This is a genomic window from Kocuria dechangensis, from assembly GCF_014636775.1.
Taxonomy (GTDB): domain Bacteria; phylum Actinomycetota; class Actinomycetes; order Actinomycetales; family Micrococcaceae; genus Kocuria; species Kocuria dechangensis.
In genome coordinates this window covers 105229-119351 of record NZ_BMEQ01000003.1, presented here as the reverse complement: position 1 = coordinate 119351, position 14123 = coordinate 105229, and the positions used below count along the sequence as shown (strand labels likewise).

At 73.8% G+C, this 14123-nt stretch carries 11 protein-coding genes and 1 riboswitch; of the genes, 5 read left to right on the top strand and 6 right to left on the bottom strand.

What is annotated here, in order from left to right; all coding sequences use genetic code 11:
* Window positions 1-32 precede the first annotated feature (32 nt).
* Entirely contained in the window at window positions 33-1319 is a 1287-nt protein-coding gene (locus IEW07_RS04205; protein ID WP_188534594.1) for an adenylosuccinate synthase, read from the bottom strand.
* Between the two features lie 101 nt (window positions 1320-1420).
* Between IEW07_RS04205 and IEW07_RS04200 the strand changes: the two genes are divergently transcribed.
* Window positions 1421-2803 (top strand): amino acid permease, encoded by a 1383-nt coding sequence (locus IEW07_RS04200; RefSeq protein ID WP_371870207.1) that lies wholly within the window; start codon window positions 1421-1423, stop codon window positions 2801-2803.
* 65 nt (window positions 2804-2868) lie between these two features.
* Here IEW07_RS04200 and IEW07_RS04195 read toward each other — a convergent pair whose 3' ends face one another.
* Complete coding sequence (locus IEW07_RS04195) at window positions 2869-3360, bottom strand: SRPBCC family protein (protein ID WP_188534593.1); 492 nt, start codon at window positions 3358-3360, stop codon at window positions 2869-2871.
* On the bottom strand, window positions 3357-3725 hold the full coding sequence (locus IEW07_RS04190) for an ArsR/SmtB family transcription factor (protein WP_371870203.1): 369 nt from the start codon (window positions 3723-3725) through the stop codon (window positions 3357-3359). Before IEW07_RS04190 ends, IEW07_RS04195 begins: the two co-directional genes overlap by 4 nt.
* Before the next feature lie 229 nt (window positions 3726-3954).
* Here IEW07_RS04190 and ectB point away from each other — a divergent pair, with 229 nt between their 5' ends.
* Window positions 3955-5283: a diaminobutyrate--2-oxoglutarate transaminase gene (gene ectB, locus IEW07_RS04185; RefSeq protein ID WP_188534592.1), complete on the top strand. Its 1329-nt coding sequence runs from the start codon at window positions 3955-3957 to the stop codon at window positions 5281-5283.
* Between the two features lie 69 nt (window positions 5284-5352).
* On the opposite strand, the gene IEW07_RS04180 is transcribed toward ectB, so the two are convergent.
* Both IEW07_RS04180 and IEW07_RS04175 read right to left on the bottom strand, forming a co-directional pair.
* Window positions 5353-6708 (bottom strand): hypothetical protein, encoded by a 1356-nt coding sequence (locus IEW07_RS04180; protein ID WP_188534591.1) that lies wholly within the window; start codon window positions 6706-6708, stop codon window positions 5353-5355.
* A complete protein-coding gene (locus IEW07_RS04175) occupies window positions 6708-7727 on the bottom strand; it encodes a glycosyltransferase (protein ID WP_188534590.1) in 1020 nt (339 codons plus the stop codon). The genes IEW07_RS04180 and IEW07_RS04175 overlap by 1 nt, the downstream gene beginning before the upstream one ends.
* Window positions 7728-7924: 197 nt before the next feature.
* Window positions 7925-8035, top strand: a riboswitch (SAM riboswitch).
* 69 nt (window positions 8036-8104) lie between these two features.
* On the opposite strand from IEW07_RS04175, the gene IEW07_RS04170 reads away from it, so the two are divergent.
* Both IEW07_RS04170 and metE read left to right on the top strand, forming a co-directional pair.
* A complete protein-coding gene (locus tag IEW07_RS04170; protein ID WP_188534589.1) occupies window positions 8105-9037 on the top strand; it encodes a methylenetetrahydrofolate reductase in 933 nt (310 codons plus the stop codon).
* A gap of 94 nt (window positions 9038-9131) precedes the next feature.
* Window positions 9132-11540 (top strand): 5-methyltetrahydropteroyltriglutamate--homocysteine S-methyltransferase, encoded by a 2409-nt coding sequence (metE, locus tag IEW07_RS04165; protein ID WP_188534588.1) that lies wholly within the window; start codon window positions 9132-9134, stop codon window positions 11538-11540.
* Window positions 11541-11629: 89 nt separating this feature from the next.
* Here the strand turns inward: metE and ald are convergent, their stop codons facing one another.
* The gene (gene ald / locus IEW07_RS04160; RefSeq protein WP_188534587.1) at window positions 11630-12724 is read right to left on the bottom strand and encodes an alanine dehydrogenase; all 1095 of its coding nucleotides are present in this window, start codon (window positions 12722-12724) and stop codon (window positions 11630-11632) included.
* 145 nt (window positions 12725-12869) lie between these two features.
* Here ald and IEW07_RS04155 point away from each other — a divergent pair, with 145 nt between their 5' ends.
* Complete coding sequence (locus IEW07_RS04155) at window positions 12870-14090, top strand: M24 family metallopeptidase (protein WP_188534586.1); 1221 nt, start codon at window positions 12870-12872, stop codon at window positions 14088-14090.
* Window positions 14091-14123: the final 33 nt, after the last annotated feature.

The window sequence follows — 14123 nt, the reverse complement described above, 5'->3', positions numbered from 1 at the left end:
CGGGCAGGAGCCGCCCGGGGTGGGGTGAGGGCTCAGTCGATCAGGTCGTGCACCACGATGGTGTTGTCACGGTCCGGGCCCACGCCGATCGCGGACATCCGGGTGCCGCTCATCGCCTCGAGCGCCTCGACGTACGCGCGGGCGTTGCCGGGCAGGTCCTCGAGCGTGCGGCAGCCGGTGATGTCGTCGTTCCAGCCCTCGAAGTACTCGAAGATCGGCTTCGCGTGGTGGAACTCGGTCTGGGTCATGGGCATCTCGTCGTGGCGCACGCCGTCCACGTCGTAGGCCACGCACACCGGGATCTGCCCGATGCCGGTGAGGACGTCGAGCTTGGTGAGGAAGTAGTCCGTGAAGCCGTTGATCCGGGAGGCGTGGCGGGCCATGACGGCGTCGTACCAGCCGGTGCGGCGGGGCCGGCCGGTGTTCACGCCGAACTCGCCGCCGGTCGTGCGCAGCCGCTCGCCCATCTCGTCGAAGAGCTCCGTGGGGAAGGGCCCGGCGCCCACGCGGGTGGTGTACGCCTTGATGATGCCGATGGCGCGGGTGATGCGGGTCGGGCCGATGCCCGAGCCCACGGACGCGCCGCCCGCCGTGGGGTTGGAGGAGGTCACGAACGGGTAGGTGCCGTGGTCGACGTCGAGGAAGGTCGCCTGGCCGCCCTCCATGAGGACCACCTTGCCCTCGTCCAGCGCCGTGTTGAGCAGACGGGTGGAGTCCACGATCATCGGGGCGAGCCGGTCCGCGTAGTCCAGGAAGTACTCCACGACCTCCTCGACGTCGATGGCGCGGCGGTTGTAGAGCTTCACGAGCAGCTCGTTCTTCTGCCGCAGCGCGCCCTCGATCTTCTGCCGCAGGATCGACTCGTCCAGGACGTCCTGCACGCGGATGCCGAGCCGGCCGACCTTGTCGATGTAGGCGGGCCCGATGCCGCGGCCCGTGGTGCCGATCGCGCGCTTGCCGAGGAAGCGCTCCGTGACCTGGTCCATGGTCTGGTGGTACGGGGCCACGAGGTGGGCGTTCGCGGAGATCCGCAGCCGGGAGGTGTCGGCCCCGCGGGCCTCCAGACCGTCGATCTCCTCGAAGAGGGCCTGGGGGTTGACCACGACGCCGTTGCCGATCACCGGGACGGCGTTGGGGCTCAGGATGCCCGCCGGCAGGAGCTTGAGCTCGAACTTGTCGCCGTTGACGACCACGGTGTGCCCGGCGTTGTTGCCGCCGTTGGGCTTGACCACGTAGTCGACACGGCCTCCGAGCAGGTCGGTGGCCTTGCCCTTGCCCTCGTCGCCCCACTGGGCTCCGACGATCACGATTGCTGGCATTGAACGACTCTCCTGCCTGGGTGGTGCGGGACGGTCCCGCGGCGCCCGGCGGCGCTGCGCGCCGACCGGGACACGACAACGCCCCTGCGTCGTTCCTGTCCGTGCGCCGGCGGCGGCGCCGCTCCGGCAGGTGGAGGCCCAGGGGCTCGTACCGGACAAGTCTACCGGTCCGCGGTGCTCCCGCCGCGGACGCGCCCCGCACGGGACTGTTCATCGGCACCGGCGCCGCGATCCGCACGGCGGGACCCGCCGTGCTGCTCTCCTTCCTCGTGGCGTGCGTGCTGCTTGTGCTGGTGATGCGCGCCCTCGGCGAGATGGCCGCCGCGGACCCGTCCCCGGGCGCGTTCTCCACCTGGGCGGGGAAGGCGATGGGCCGCACCGTGGGCCAGACCCTGGGCTGGCTGTGGTGGGCGCAGATCGTGGTGGTGGTCGCGGCGGAGGCCACGGCGGCCGCCCAGCTGTTCACCGAGCTGTGGCCCCTCGCCGAGCAGTGGGTCCTGGCGCTCGTGTTCATGGCCCTCTTCACGGCGGTCAACCTCGTGAAGGTGGGGACGCTGGGCGAGACGGAGTTCTGGTTCGCGCTGATGAAGGTGCTCGCGGTGCTCGCGTTCCTGGGGGTGGGCCTGGCCCTGCTGCTGGGGCTGCTGCCCGCGCCCTCCCCGGGGCTGGGCAACCTCACGTCCCACGGCGGGTTCATGCCCAACGGCCTGACCGGGGTGGCCGCGGCGCTGCTCGTGGTGATCTTCGCGTTCGGCGGCACCGAGCTCGTGACCATCGCCTCGGCCGAGACCGAGGACCCGCAGCGCAACGTGGCGCGCGCGATCCGCACGATCCTGGTCCGCATCCTCGTGTTCTACGTGGGCGCCGTGACCGTCATGGTGCTCGTCCTCCCCTGGGACGACGAGCAGCTCTCCGTGAGCCCGTTCGTCGCGGTGCTGGACGCCGCCGGGGTCCCGGGCGCGGACGCGGTGATGGCCGTGATCATCATCCTGTCCCTGCTCTCGGCCCTCAACGCCAACATCTACGGCTCCTCGCGGATGCTGTACTCGCTGGCCCGCCGCGGCTCCGCCCCGCGCGCCTTCGCCGACGTCTCGGACCGCGGGGTGCCGCGCACCGCCGTCGTCGTGTCCGTGGTCTTCGGCTTCGCCGCCGTGGTGCTCAACTACCTGTGGCCCGAGACCGTGCTGCTGTGGATGCTCAACACCGTGGGCGCCACGTGCCTCGCGGTCTGGGGCCTGGCCCTGGTCTCCCAGATCGTGCTGCGCCGCCGCGCGGACCGCGCCGGCGCCCGGCTGCCCCTGCGGATGTGGGCCTTCCCCTGGCTGTCCTACCTGGCGCTCGCGATCCTCGCCGGGATCGTGCTGCTGGGCCTGCTCGACGACGCCGTGCGGGTCCAGCTGGCCCTGACGGGGGCCCTGGTGCTGCTCATCGCGCTCGCGGCCAGGGTCTTCGGGGGCCGCTCGGAGCAGCCGGCCCGGGACTGACCGCGGGCTCCGGGCGACCATGAAGCCGTCGGCCGCCCGGAGCGGGCGGGACCGGTCGCGAGGGCTCAGCGGTGCGCGGCCCGGGCCGCCAGCAGCTCCTCGAGCTGGTCGTAGCCCTGCGCCATCCCCGACTCCATGCCGGTGGCGAGGTACCGCTCGCGGGCCTCCGGGGACGGGTGGACGGACCGGCCGGTGAGCCGGCTGCGGCCGCCGGGCAGATCCTCGAAGCGGGAGTACTCCAGGGTGACCACGTCCGGCCAGCCCTCGTACTCGAAGGTCTGGACGACGAGCTCGTTCTCCCGGACGGTGTGGAAGACGCCGCGGAAGGCGTACTCGTCGCCGCCGTCCTGGCCGCGCTGCACGAAGCGGAAGGTCCCGCCGTCGCGGCAGTCGTACGCATCGATGCGGGTCTCCAGGCCGCGCGGGCCGATCCAGCGCCGGAACAGCTCCGGGTCCGCGTGGGCCCGGAACAGCTCGGCCGCCGGGACGTCGAACTCCCGGACGTAGTCGACGAGGAGAGAGCCCTCGGGGGCGGTGAGGTGCAGTGCGTTGCTCATGGTGGTTCCTGATCGTGCTCGCCGCGGTCTGCGGCTCGGGTGCCGAGCACGGCGTCGAGGCGGCGGAACTGCTCCTCGCGGACCAGCCGGTAGCGGTCGATCCAGGCGGTGAGCGCCTCCAGTCGTGCGGGGTCCAGGTGGACGGGCCGGCGCTGGGCGTCACGGGTGCGCGTGACGAGCTGCGCCTGCTCGAGGACCTGGATGTGCTTCGAGACCGCCTGCTTGCTGATCGCGAAGGGTTCCGCCAGTTCCGTGACCGTGGCGGGGCCCCGGCTGAGCCGGGCGACGATGCTGCGGCGGACGGGGTCGGCGAGGGCCAGAAAGGCCTTGTCGAGCAGATCGTCGTCGTCCACGGTGCTTGTCAACCAATCCTTTGATCAACCAATTGGTTGATCTCTACGGTACGCCCTGGGGCCGTATCCGGCGAGCACTGTTCCCGGATCGTGATCACCGCCGTCATGTTCCCGCCATCCCTGCGAATCGGGTGCCCCCGGTCACGTCCGGGTCTACCCTCGTGACTTAAGCACCTAGTCGGAGGGGGATCCGGCCGGGAGCTGCCGCCTACACCACACTTTTCGTGGAGGAGGATCCACCATGTCCACCACTATCTTCGAGACGCTCGAGTCCGACGTCCGCAGCTACTGCCGCCACTGGCCCGCCGTCTTCGAGTCGGCCAGGGGGTGCCGGCAGTACGCGGAGGACGGACAGGTCTACCTCGACTTCTTCTCCGGCGCCGGCGCCCTCAACTACGGGCACAACGACCCCGACCTGAAGCGTGAGCTGATCGCCCACCTCTCCGCGGACGGCATCGTCCACTCGCTGGACACCTACACGTCCGCCAAGCGCCGCTTCCTGGAGACGTTCGAGAGGCTCGTGCTCAGGCCCCGCGGCCTCGACTACAAGGTCCAGTTCCCCGGCCCGACCGGGACCAACTCCGTGGAGGCCGCGCTCAAGGTCGCCCGGCTGGCCACGGGACGGCGGGAGATCGTCCACTTCACCGACGCCTTCCACGGCATGACCCTCGGGGCCCTGGCGGCCACCGGCAACGCCACGAAGCGCGCGGGCGCCGGCGTGCCGCTGCCCTTCACGATCACGGCGCCGTACGACGGCTACCTCGACGACCCGGACGCGGCGCTCACGTGGCTGGGCCGGGCCTGGGAGGACAGCAGCTCCGGCCTGGACGTCCCCGCGGCCGTCATCGTGGAGACCGTCCAGGGCGAGGGCGGGCTCAGGGCGGCGCGCGCCGCGTGGCTGCAGGGTCTCGAGCGGCTGTGCCGTCAGCACGGCGTCCTGCTCATCGTCGACGACGTCCAGGCCGGGTGCGGCCGGACCGGCACCTTCTTCAGCTTCGAGGAGGCCGGCATCCGGCCGGACGTCGTGTGCCTGTCGAAGTCCATCTCGGGCTACGGCCTGCCCATGGCCCTGACCCTGTTCCGCCCGGAGCTCGACGTCTGGGAGCCCGGCCAGCACAACGGCACGTTCCGCGGCCACAACCCCGCGTTCGTCACCGCGACCGCGGCACTGGAGAAGTACTGGTCCGACGGGACGTTCGCGGAGGAGGTCAGGCAGCGGGGGCGGGAGCTCGAGGAGGAGCTGGGGAGAATCGCGGCCCTGGTCGAGGGCGCTGTCCGGCGGGGGCGCGGGCTGCTCACGGGGGTCTGGTTCCCCGACCCGGGGCTGGCGGGCAGGATCGCCGGCGCGGCGTTCGAGCGCCACCTGCTGGTGGAGACCTCCGGCCCGAAGGACGAGGTGCTCAAGGTGATGCCGCCCCTGAACATCTCCCGGGCGGACCTCCTCGAGGGGACGCAGGTGCTGCTGGACGCCGTCCGGGCCGTCCTCGGCGAGGAGGACGCCGTCGCCCGGCCCGTCCCGCTCCGCCAGGCGCCCGCCGCGCACACGGCCCGGCTGAAGTCCTCCGCCTGAGGAGGGAGCCGCCGTCCCGGGCGACAGGGACGGTCCCGGGCCCCCGCCGCAGACCGGGCGGGGGCGGCGTCAGACGAGGACGCGCTGGTCGTCGGGCACCGCGTCCGGGTGCTCCTCCCCCGCCGCGGCCTCGTCGGCGCGCGGGCGGGGCGGGACGGCCGCCGCCAGCGCGGCGGCCGTGATCACGGCCAGGGCCGTGGGCACCCCGCGGTTGACGAAGAACTCGTGGATCTGCGAGTGGTTGCTCAGTGCGACGTACCAGACGGGGACCACGACGGCGGGCAGGGCCAGGACGAGGGCGACGACGAGCCGCCGCGCCCCACCGCGCAGCACCGCCAGGACGAGCCCCACCGCCGTGGCGATCCCGCACGCGAGGAGGACCGCCCCGGACGTCGGGACCAGGTCCCACCAGTAGGAGACGTTGCTGGTCACCCCGGCCCCGAACGCGTCGGAGACCCCGTCGTGGGCGCCGGCGGTGCGGAAGCCGACGTTCTGCTGCACCATGGCGACGGTCTCGTCCACCCCCATGAACAGGGCGCCGAAGGCCCAGCGCGAGGCCCAGGTCACGGCGAAGGCCACCGGCCACACCGCCCCGGCGAGGACCCCCGCCACGGCGCTCCGGCGGAGGTCACGGGTGCGGTACCAGACGGCCGCGGCCAGGACGAAGGCCGACATCGCCCACGGGACGGAGGGCGTGGTCAGCAGGTCGACGTAGCAGAACAGCGCGGCGCCGACCGCGGCGCCGAGCAGTCCCGCGTCGCGCGAGCGCCGGGCGCCCACCGCGGTGAGGAGCACGGAGAGGAAGATGAACGCGATGGAGATCGACTGGCTGAACGAGGTCGAGGGCGTCGAGAGCATGTTCGTCCCGACGAGGTAGGGGGCGGTGAGCGCGACCGCCACAGCGGTGGAGGTGCGGGCGCGGACGGCCAGCAGCGCCCCGACGAGCGCGGCGACCATGAGCGCCCCCGAGAGGATCCGCAGGCCCTCGAGCCCCACCAGGGCGAGGGCGGGGCGGGTGATGACCGTGTAGCCGGCCCAGTACTTGTAGTAGTTCTGGTCCTCGAAGACCTTGCCGTCGGCGACCGCCCGGACGTCCTCGGCCCCGCCGTCGCAGTTGCCGATCCGCGGCATCCGGGCGGCCCGGCTGAGGGCGGACTCCTCGGGGGAGGCCCCGAGGCCGGTCCCGGCCACCACGCACTCCGTGAAGGTGTCCGAGGGGGTGCCCATCCGGTCCGGGATCTGGCTGGGCCCGTAGGTGCCGGCCTCGACGGAGGCCACGAGGTTCTCGGCGATGGGCTCGTCGGGGACCGCCTGCCCGGCGACGAGCAGGCCGAACAGGAGGAGCTGCAGGCCGACGAGCGCCCCGAGGCCCTTGGCCCAGGGCGTCCACCAGCGACGGGCCGCCTGCGCTGTCGACGCGGGCATCAGCGGCTCTCCTCCGCCGGGGCGGGGCGGCGCGCCGCGGCGCTCGAGCCGTCGAGGCGCCCGGGGCCCTCCGGAGCCGCGAGCGCCTCGACGGGCGGCGGGGCGGGCAGGCGGAGGTAGAACAGCCGGGTGGCCTCGCGGCGGATCTTGGCCTGGCCGCTGAGCAGGACGCCCATCAGCAGGAACACCCCGGAGAGGATCACGAGGGCGGAGGCGAGGAACGCCGTCGGGAAGCGGGGCACCAGGCCGGTGGTCGCGTACTCGACGACCACCGGGATGCCGAAGCCCAGGCCCAGCAGGAACAGCAGGCCGGAGATCGCGCCCGTGACGAGGAAGGGCCGCTCGTGGAAGAGCAGCTGCGCGAAGATGCCGAGGATCCGGAAGCCGTCGTGGTAGGTCCGCAGCTTGCTCTCCGTGCCCTCGGCGCGGTCGCGGAAGCCGACCTCCAGCTCCGTCTGCGGCACGCGCGCGTTGACGGCGTGGACGGTCAGCTCGGTCTCGATCTCGAACTCGCGCGAGAGCGCGGGGAAGGACTTGACGAAGCGGCGGGAGAACACGCGGTACCCGCTGAGCATGTCCGAGACCTGGCGGCGGAACGCGAAGCTGACCAGGGAGTTGAAGAACCGGTTGCCGGACTCGTGGCCGGAGCGGTACGCGGTGGCGGAGGCCTGCCGGCGGACGCCGAGCACGTGGTCGTAGGGCCCGGACAGCAGCGTCTCGATCATGGCGGGGGCGTCGGCGACGTCGTAGGTGTCGTCGCCGTCGATGAGGAGGTAGACGTCGGCGTCCAGGTCCGCGAAGGCCCGGCGGACCACGTTGCCCTTGCCCTTCTCGTGCTCGAAGCGCACGTGCGCGCCGGCCCGGCGGGCGACCTCGGCCGTGTTGTCGGTCGAGCAGTTGTCGTAGACGTAGACCTCGATGCCCGGCACCGTGGTGCGCAGGTCGGAGACCACCTTGGCGATCGCCGCTTCTTCGTTGTGGCACGGCACGACGGCCACGATGCGAGGTGCGGAGGGCATGGGGCACTCGTTTCTGGGGGTCGGGGGCGGGCTCCGCCCATTATTCCCGACGCGCCGTCCCGCCCCAACACGGGAGCGCCGCCCCGGCGCCCGTCATGTGTCGCAACATGACGGCCGCCACGTCACAGTCCTGCCACGAGCGTCTTCCGGACGGCCCGGGTTGGCTTTCCGGCGCGGAACCGGTCAAATGGGCAGTGCATCTATCCAGAGCGGCCGAGAGACCTGGCTCGTCGACGCCGCAGCAACCATCCGCCCGCCCGAGAACGCTCGGGGGGCCGGAACGGTGCTCCCGCCAGGACCGATGGAGCAGCCGCAGACTGCCCGGGTCCAGCCCGTGCTCTCTGCCGCCCTCCCTCGGGGTGACCCCAGGAGGACATGTGACAGCACCACCCCAGCGGACGGCCCCGCCGCCGTCCCTCTCCTACGAGCTCTACCCGCCGCGCAGCGCGGCGAGCGCCGACACGCTGCTGCGGACCATCGAGGAGCTCGAGCCCACCCGTCCCGACCACGTCTCCGTGACGTACAGCGGCGACGAGGCCCGCCGTGCCGGCTCGCTCGCCCTGCTCGACCACCTCATCGCCCGCACGACCCTGCGGCCCCTGGCGCACCTCACCTGCGTGGGCAGCACGCGGGCCGAGCTGGAGGACACCGTGGCCGCGCTGGTCCGCCGCGGCGTCCGGGGCGTCCTGGCCCTGCGCGGGGACCTGCCGGAGGACCCCGGGACGGACCGGGGCGAGCTCCGGTACGCCGGCGAGCTCGTGGAGCTCGTCCGCGACGTCGAGCGGCGCCACAGCGCGGCGCTGGCCGCCGGCCGGCTCGCCGTGGGCGTGGCCGCCTACCCGACCCGGCACCCGGAGTCGCCGTCCTTCCGGCACGACGTCGAGGTGCTGCTGGCCAAGCAGCGCTCCGGGGCGGACTTCGCGATCACCCAGGTCTACTTCCGCCCGCAGCGCTACGAGCGCCTGGTGGCGGCGGCCCGCGCGGCCGGGGTGACGATCCCGATCGTCCCCGGCATCATGCCGGTGACCGACCCGCGGCGGCTGCAGACCCTGTGCCGGCTGGCCGGTCTCGCGCCCCACCCGGGCCTGGCCGCCGCCCTCGAGGACGCCTCCGGCCCCGCCGAGCGGCACCGCGCGGGCGTGGCCTTCGCCGCGCGGCTCGCCCGCGCCGCCCTCGACGCCGGCGCCCCCGGGCTGCACCTCTACACCTTCAACGAGCACCGGGCCGCGCTCGACCTGCTGGAGCGCGTGGACCTCCCCCGCGTCCCGCACGAGCCCGTCCCGCTCGACGACCTGCTGCTCCCCGCCTGAGCGGCCGCGCGCACCACCCGAAGCCACCGCTCCAGACCGTCCGACACCTTCCGACGCTTTTCGACAGCTTCACGAGACCTTCCAGGAGATCCGCATGACCACCGTCCCGTTCCCCGCCGCCACCATCACCGGCTACCCCCGCATCGGCCGCCGCCGCGAGCTCAAGAAGGCCCTCGAGGCTTACTGGGCCGGGCGCTCCAGCCGCCAGGAGCTGGAGACGGCCGCCGCCGACCTGCAGCTGGCCACCTACCGCCGGCTCGTGGAGCTGGGCCTGGGCGCCCAGGACTCCTCGCTGCCGGCCGCGTTTCCGCTCTACGACCAGGTCCTGGACACCACCACCGCGCTCGGGGCCGTCCCGTCGCGCTTCGCGGACCTCGCCGGCGCCGACGGCGGGCTCGACCTCGACGCGAGCTTCGTGCTGGCCCGCGGCGACGCCGGGCGCCCGCCGCTCGAGCTGACCAAGTGGTTCGACACCAACTACCACTACCTCGTGCCCGAGATCGGCCCCGCCACCCCGTTCCGCGCCCGCCCCGAGCGGCTCGTCGCGGACGTCCGCCGCGCCGCCGAGGACGGCTTCGCCGTCCGCCCCGTCCTCGTGGGCCCCGTCTCCTGGCTGCTGCTCGCCAAGGCCGACGACGACGCCCCCGCCGGCTTCGACCCGCTGCAGCGCCTGGCCGAGCTCGTCCCGGTGTACGCCGAGCTGCTGCGCGAGCTGGCCGCCGCCGGGGCGCAGTGGGTGCAGCTGGAGGAGCCGGCGCTCGTGGCCGACCAGGACGTGCCCGGCGCCGCGCTCGCGGAGGCCGTGTGGGACGCCTACACCGCCCTCACCGCCCCCGCCGCCGGGCGCCCGCAGCTCCTGGTGACCACCTCCTACGGCTCCCCCGGCCCGCTGCTGCACACGCTGGCCGGCTCGGGGATCGAGGCCCTGCACCTCGACCTCGTCAAGGGCGCGGTCCCCTCCGCCGAGGAGCTCGCGCTGTTCCGCGACGAGGACGCCCCGGTGCTCGTCGCCGGCGCGGTGGACGGGCACAACGTGTGGCGCGCCGACCTCGCCGGGCGGCTCGCGCAGCTCGAGGAGCTCGCCCGCGCCGGGGTGGAGGTCTCCGTGGCGAGCTCCACCTCGCTGTTCCACGTCCCCCACGACGTCGAGGAGGAGACGCAGCTGGACCCGGTGCTGCGCAGCTGGCTCTCCTTCGCGGACCAGAAGGTCGCCGAGATCGTGACCCTGTCCCGCGGCCTCGCCCAGGGCCCGGACGCGGTGGCCGGGGAGCTCGAGGCGGCCGCCGAGGCCCGGGGCACCCGTGCCGAGGCGCCGGGGGTCCGTGACGCCGCGGTCCGGGAGCGGGCGGACTCGCTCACCGACGCCGAGATCGGGCGGGCGCCCGCGGAGGTGCGCCGCCGGGCGCAGGAGGGCCGGTCCTTCACGGCCTCCGGCCCCCTGCCCCCGCTGCCGACCACCACCATCGGCTCCTTCCCCCAGACCCCCGAGGTCCGCTCCGCCCGCGCCAGGGCGCGCGCCGGGCAGCTGGACCAGGCCGGCTACGACCGGTTCCTGCGCGAGGAGATCGAGCGCGTGGTGCGGCTGCAGGAGGAGCTCGGCCTCGACGTCCTCGTGCACGGCGAGCCGGAGCGCAACGACATGGTCCAGTACTTCGCCGAGCACCTCGACGGCTTCGCCACCACCGTCCACGGCTGGGTCCAGTCCTACGGCTCCCGCTGCACCCGCCCCTCGATCCTGTGGGGCGACGTGAGCCGCGAGGGCGACGGGGTGCGCGGCGAGGCGTTCACCGTCCCGTGGATCGGCCACGCCCAGTCCCTCACCGACCGGCCGGTCAAGGGCATGCTCACGGGCCCGGTGACGATCCTGGCCTGGTCCTTCGTGCGCGACGACCAGCCGCTCGGGCGGACCGCCGAGCAGGTCGCGCTCGCCCTGCGGGACGAGGTCGCGGACCTCGAGGCCGCCGGGATCGGGATCATCCAGGTGGACGAGCCCGCGCTGCGGGAGCTGCTGCCCCTGCGCCGGGAGGACCAGCCCGCCTACCTGGACTGGTCGGTGCGCGCCTTCCGGGTGGCCACCTCCGGTGTGCGGGACGAGACGCAGATCCACACGCACCTGTGCTACTCCGAGTTCGGCGAGGTGGTCTCCGCGATCGACGGCCTGGACGCCGACGTCACGAGCATCGAGGCGGCCCGCTCCCGCATGGAGGTGCTGACCGACCTCGAGGCCGCCGGCTTCTCCCGCGGCATCGGCCCGGGCGTGTGGGACATCCACTCCCCGCGCGTGCCCTCCCAGGAGGAGATCGAGCAGCTCGTGGAGCGCGCCCTCGGCCACGTCCCCGCGGACACGCTGTGGATCAACCCGGACTGCGGCCTGAAGACGCGCGGCTACGCCGAGACCCGGGCCTCGCTCGAGCACCTCGTGGCCGCGGCCCGGACCGCGCGCGAGCAGCTGGCCGCGCCGGCGGGCCCGCCGCTGCAGGTCCAGCACGGGGTGCAGGCCTGACCCCAGCGCCGGCCGACCCGGGGGAGCCCCGGTGACCACGATCCCGCGTGGTCACCGGGGCTCCCCCGCGCCGGAGGCCCGCAGCGCGGTCAGGCCGGCTGCGCGGGGAGGTCCGGGAACGCCTGCGCCACCCCGGGGTGCCGGATCGTCCCGCCGGCCACGTTGAGCCCGGCCGCGAAGCCCGGGTCCGCGGCCAGCGCCTGCTCCACGCCGTCAGCCAGGCGCACCAGGTAGGGCGTGGTGGCGTTGGCCAGGGCCCGGGACGCCGTGCGCGGCACGACGCCGGGCATGTTGGCCACGCAGTAGTGGGTGATGCCGTCGACCTCGAACGTGGGGTCGTCGTAGGTCGTGGGGTGCGAGGTCTCGAAGCAGCCGCCCTGGTCGATGGCCACGTCCACGAGCAGGGCGTGGTCGTGCAGGACCGCCAGGTGCTCGCGGCGCACGAGCTTCGGCGCGGCGGCCCCGGGGATGAGCACCGCCCCGATCACCACGTCCGCGCCGGCGAGCTCCTCCTCCAGCACGTGCTCGTCGCTCATGAGCACCCGCGCCCGGTGCCCCAGCAGGTCGTTCAGCTCGCGGATCCGCGCGCCGTTGGCGTCCAGCACGGTGACGTCCGCCATGAGGCCCGAGGCCATCAGGGCCGCCTGGGTGCCCACGGTGCCGCCGCCGACCACCACGACCTTCGCCGCCGCGACGCCCGGGACCCCGCCCATCAGCAGGCCGGGCCCGCCGGCGTTGGTCTGCATGTGGTGCGCGGCGGACTGCGCCGCGAGCCGGCCCGCGATCTCGGACATGGGCTGGAGCAGGGGCAGGATCCGCCCGGAGCGCACGGTCTCGAAGGCCACGGCCGTGGTGCCCGCCGCGACGAGGGCCTCGGTCAGCGGCCGGTCGGCCGCGAGATGCAGGTACGCGAAGAGGGTGAGGTCCGGGCGCAGGAAGCCGTACTCCTCGGCCACCGGCTCCTTGACCTTGACCAGCAGCTCGGCCCGCGCCCACACCGTCTCCCGGTCCACCACCTCGGCCCCCGCGGCGGCGTAGGCGTCGTCGTCGAACCCGGAGCCCGTCCCGGCCCCGCTCTCCACGAGGACCTCGTGGCCGTGGCGCACGAGCTGGGTCACCCCGGCGGGCACCAGCCCCACCCGGCGCTCGGCCGGCTTGATCTCCGTCGGAACTGCTACGCGCATGGTGCCCGCTCTCCTCTCGTCGGGGCCCGCCGGGCGGGCCCAGCCGGTGCGGGGCGGTCTCCTCGCCGTCGCGCACGGCTCATGCCGACACCGTACGCCCCGCCCCGGTCGTTGACGATCCGTGCTCCGCTTCCCATCATGGACCATGACCACCTCGGCCCCGTGTCCGGAGGACCCCGACGTCCGTCCCGCGCTGTTCTCCCCCGCCGAGTACGGCCGGCGGCTGCGAGCGGTGCGCGAGCGGATGGCGCAGCAGGGCCTGAGCGCCCTGCTCGTGACGGATCCGTCGAACCTGTTCTACCTGACCGGCTACGACGCCTGGTCCTTCTACTCCCCCCAGCTGCTGTTCGTGCCGGAGGACGGGGAGATGCTGCTGTTCCTGCGGGAGATGGACGCGAACGGCGCCTTCAGGACGTCGTGGCTGCCCCCCGAGCAGATCATCGGCTACCCCGAGCGGTACGTGCAGCGCCCCCACCTGCACCCCTTCGACTGGGTCGCGCTCGACCTGCGCCGGCGGGGCCGGATCGCGCCCGCCGCCCGCGGGTGCGTCGGGCTCGAGATGGACGCCCACTTCTTCTCCCCCAAGGGGTACCGGGCCCTGGTGAACGCCCTCCCCGAGTGGACCCTGGTCGACTGCTTCGAGCTGGTGAACTGGGTGCGGGCCGTGAAGTCGGACGCCGAGATCCGGTGCATGCGCGCCGCGGCGAGGGTCACCACGGCGGCGATGCAGGCCGCGATCGACGCCGTCGAGCCCGGGACGGCCCAGCACCTCGTGGCCGCCCGGATCGCCCGGGCGCAGGCCGAGGGCGTCGGCGAGGCCTGGGGGGACTTCCCCGCGATCGTCCCGCTGCTGCCCACGGGGGCCTCCGCCGACACCCCCCACCTGACCTGGTCGGACCGCGTGCTCCGGGAGGGCGACGCCGTGGTCGTGGAGCTGTCCGGGGCGCACCGCCGCTACCACGCGCCGCTGGCGCGCACCGTCCTGCTGGGCACGCCCTCCGACGCGCTGCTGCACCTGGAGGAGGCGGTGGCGGCCGGGCTGGAGGCCGTCCTGGACACCGCGGCCGCCGGGGTCCCCACCCGTGAGCTCGCCGGTGCGTGGAACCGGACGCTGGCCGGGTACGGCCTCGAGAAGCACAGCCGCCTCGGCTACTCCGTCGGGATCGGCTACCCGCCGGACTGGGGCGAGCGCACCGTCAGCATCCGCTCGGAGGACGAGACCGTCCTCGCCGAGAACATGACGCTCCACGTCATCTGCGGCATGTGGATGACCGGCGTCGGCTACGTGGCCTCCGAGTCGATCCGCGTCACGGGCACCGGGGTGGAGGCCCTGACCTCGTTCCCCCGGGCGCTCATCCGGAAGTGAGCCCCGGGACCGCCCGCCGTCGGCGGCAGGCCG

Coding starts and splice junctions, on each gene's coding strand:
- IEW07_RS04205 (WP_188534594.1), bottom strand. CDS start 1,319: ATGCCAGCAATCGTGATCGTCGGAGCCCAGTGGGGCGACGAGGGCAAG.
- IEW07_RS04195 (WP_188534593.1), bottom strand. CDS start 3,360: ATGAGCAACGCACTGCACCTCACCGCCCCCGAGGGCTCTCTCCTCGTC.
- ectB (WP_188534592.1), top strand. CDS start 3,955: ATGTCCACCACTATCTTCGAGACGCTCGAGTCCGACGTCCGCAGCTAC.
- IEW07_RS04180 (WP_188534591.1), bottom strand. CDS start 6,708: ATGCCCGCGTCGACAGCGCAGGCGGCCCGTCGCTGGTGGACGCCCTGG.
- IEW07_RS04175 (WP_188534590.1), bottom strand. CDS start 7,727: ATGCCCTCCGCACCTCGCATCGTGGCCGTCGTGCCGTGCCACAACGAA.
- metE (WP_188534588.1), top strand. CDS start 9,132: ATGACCACCGTCCCGTTCCCCGCCGCCACCATCACCGGCTACCCCCGC.
- ald (WP_188534587.1), bottom strand. CDS start 12,724: ATGCGCGTAGCAGTTCCGACGGAGATCAAGCCGGCCGAGCGCCGGGTG.
- IEW07_RS04155 (WP_188534586.1), top strand. CDS start 12,870: ATGACCACCTCGGCCCCGTGTCCGGAGGACCCCGACGTCCGTCCCGCG.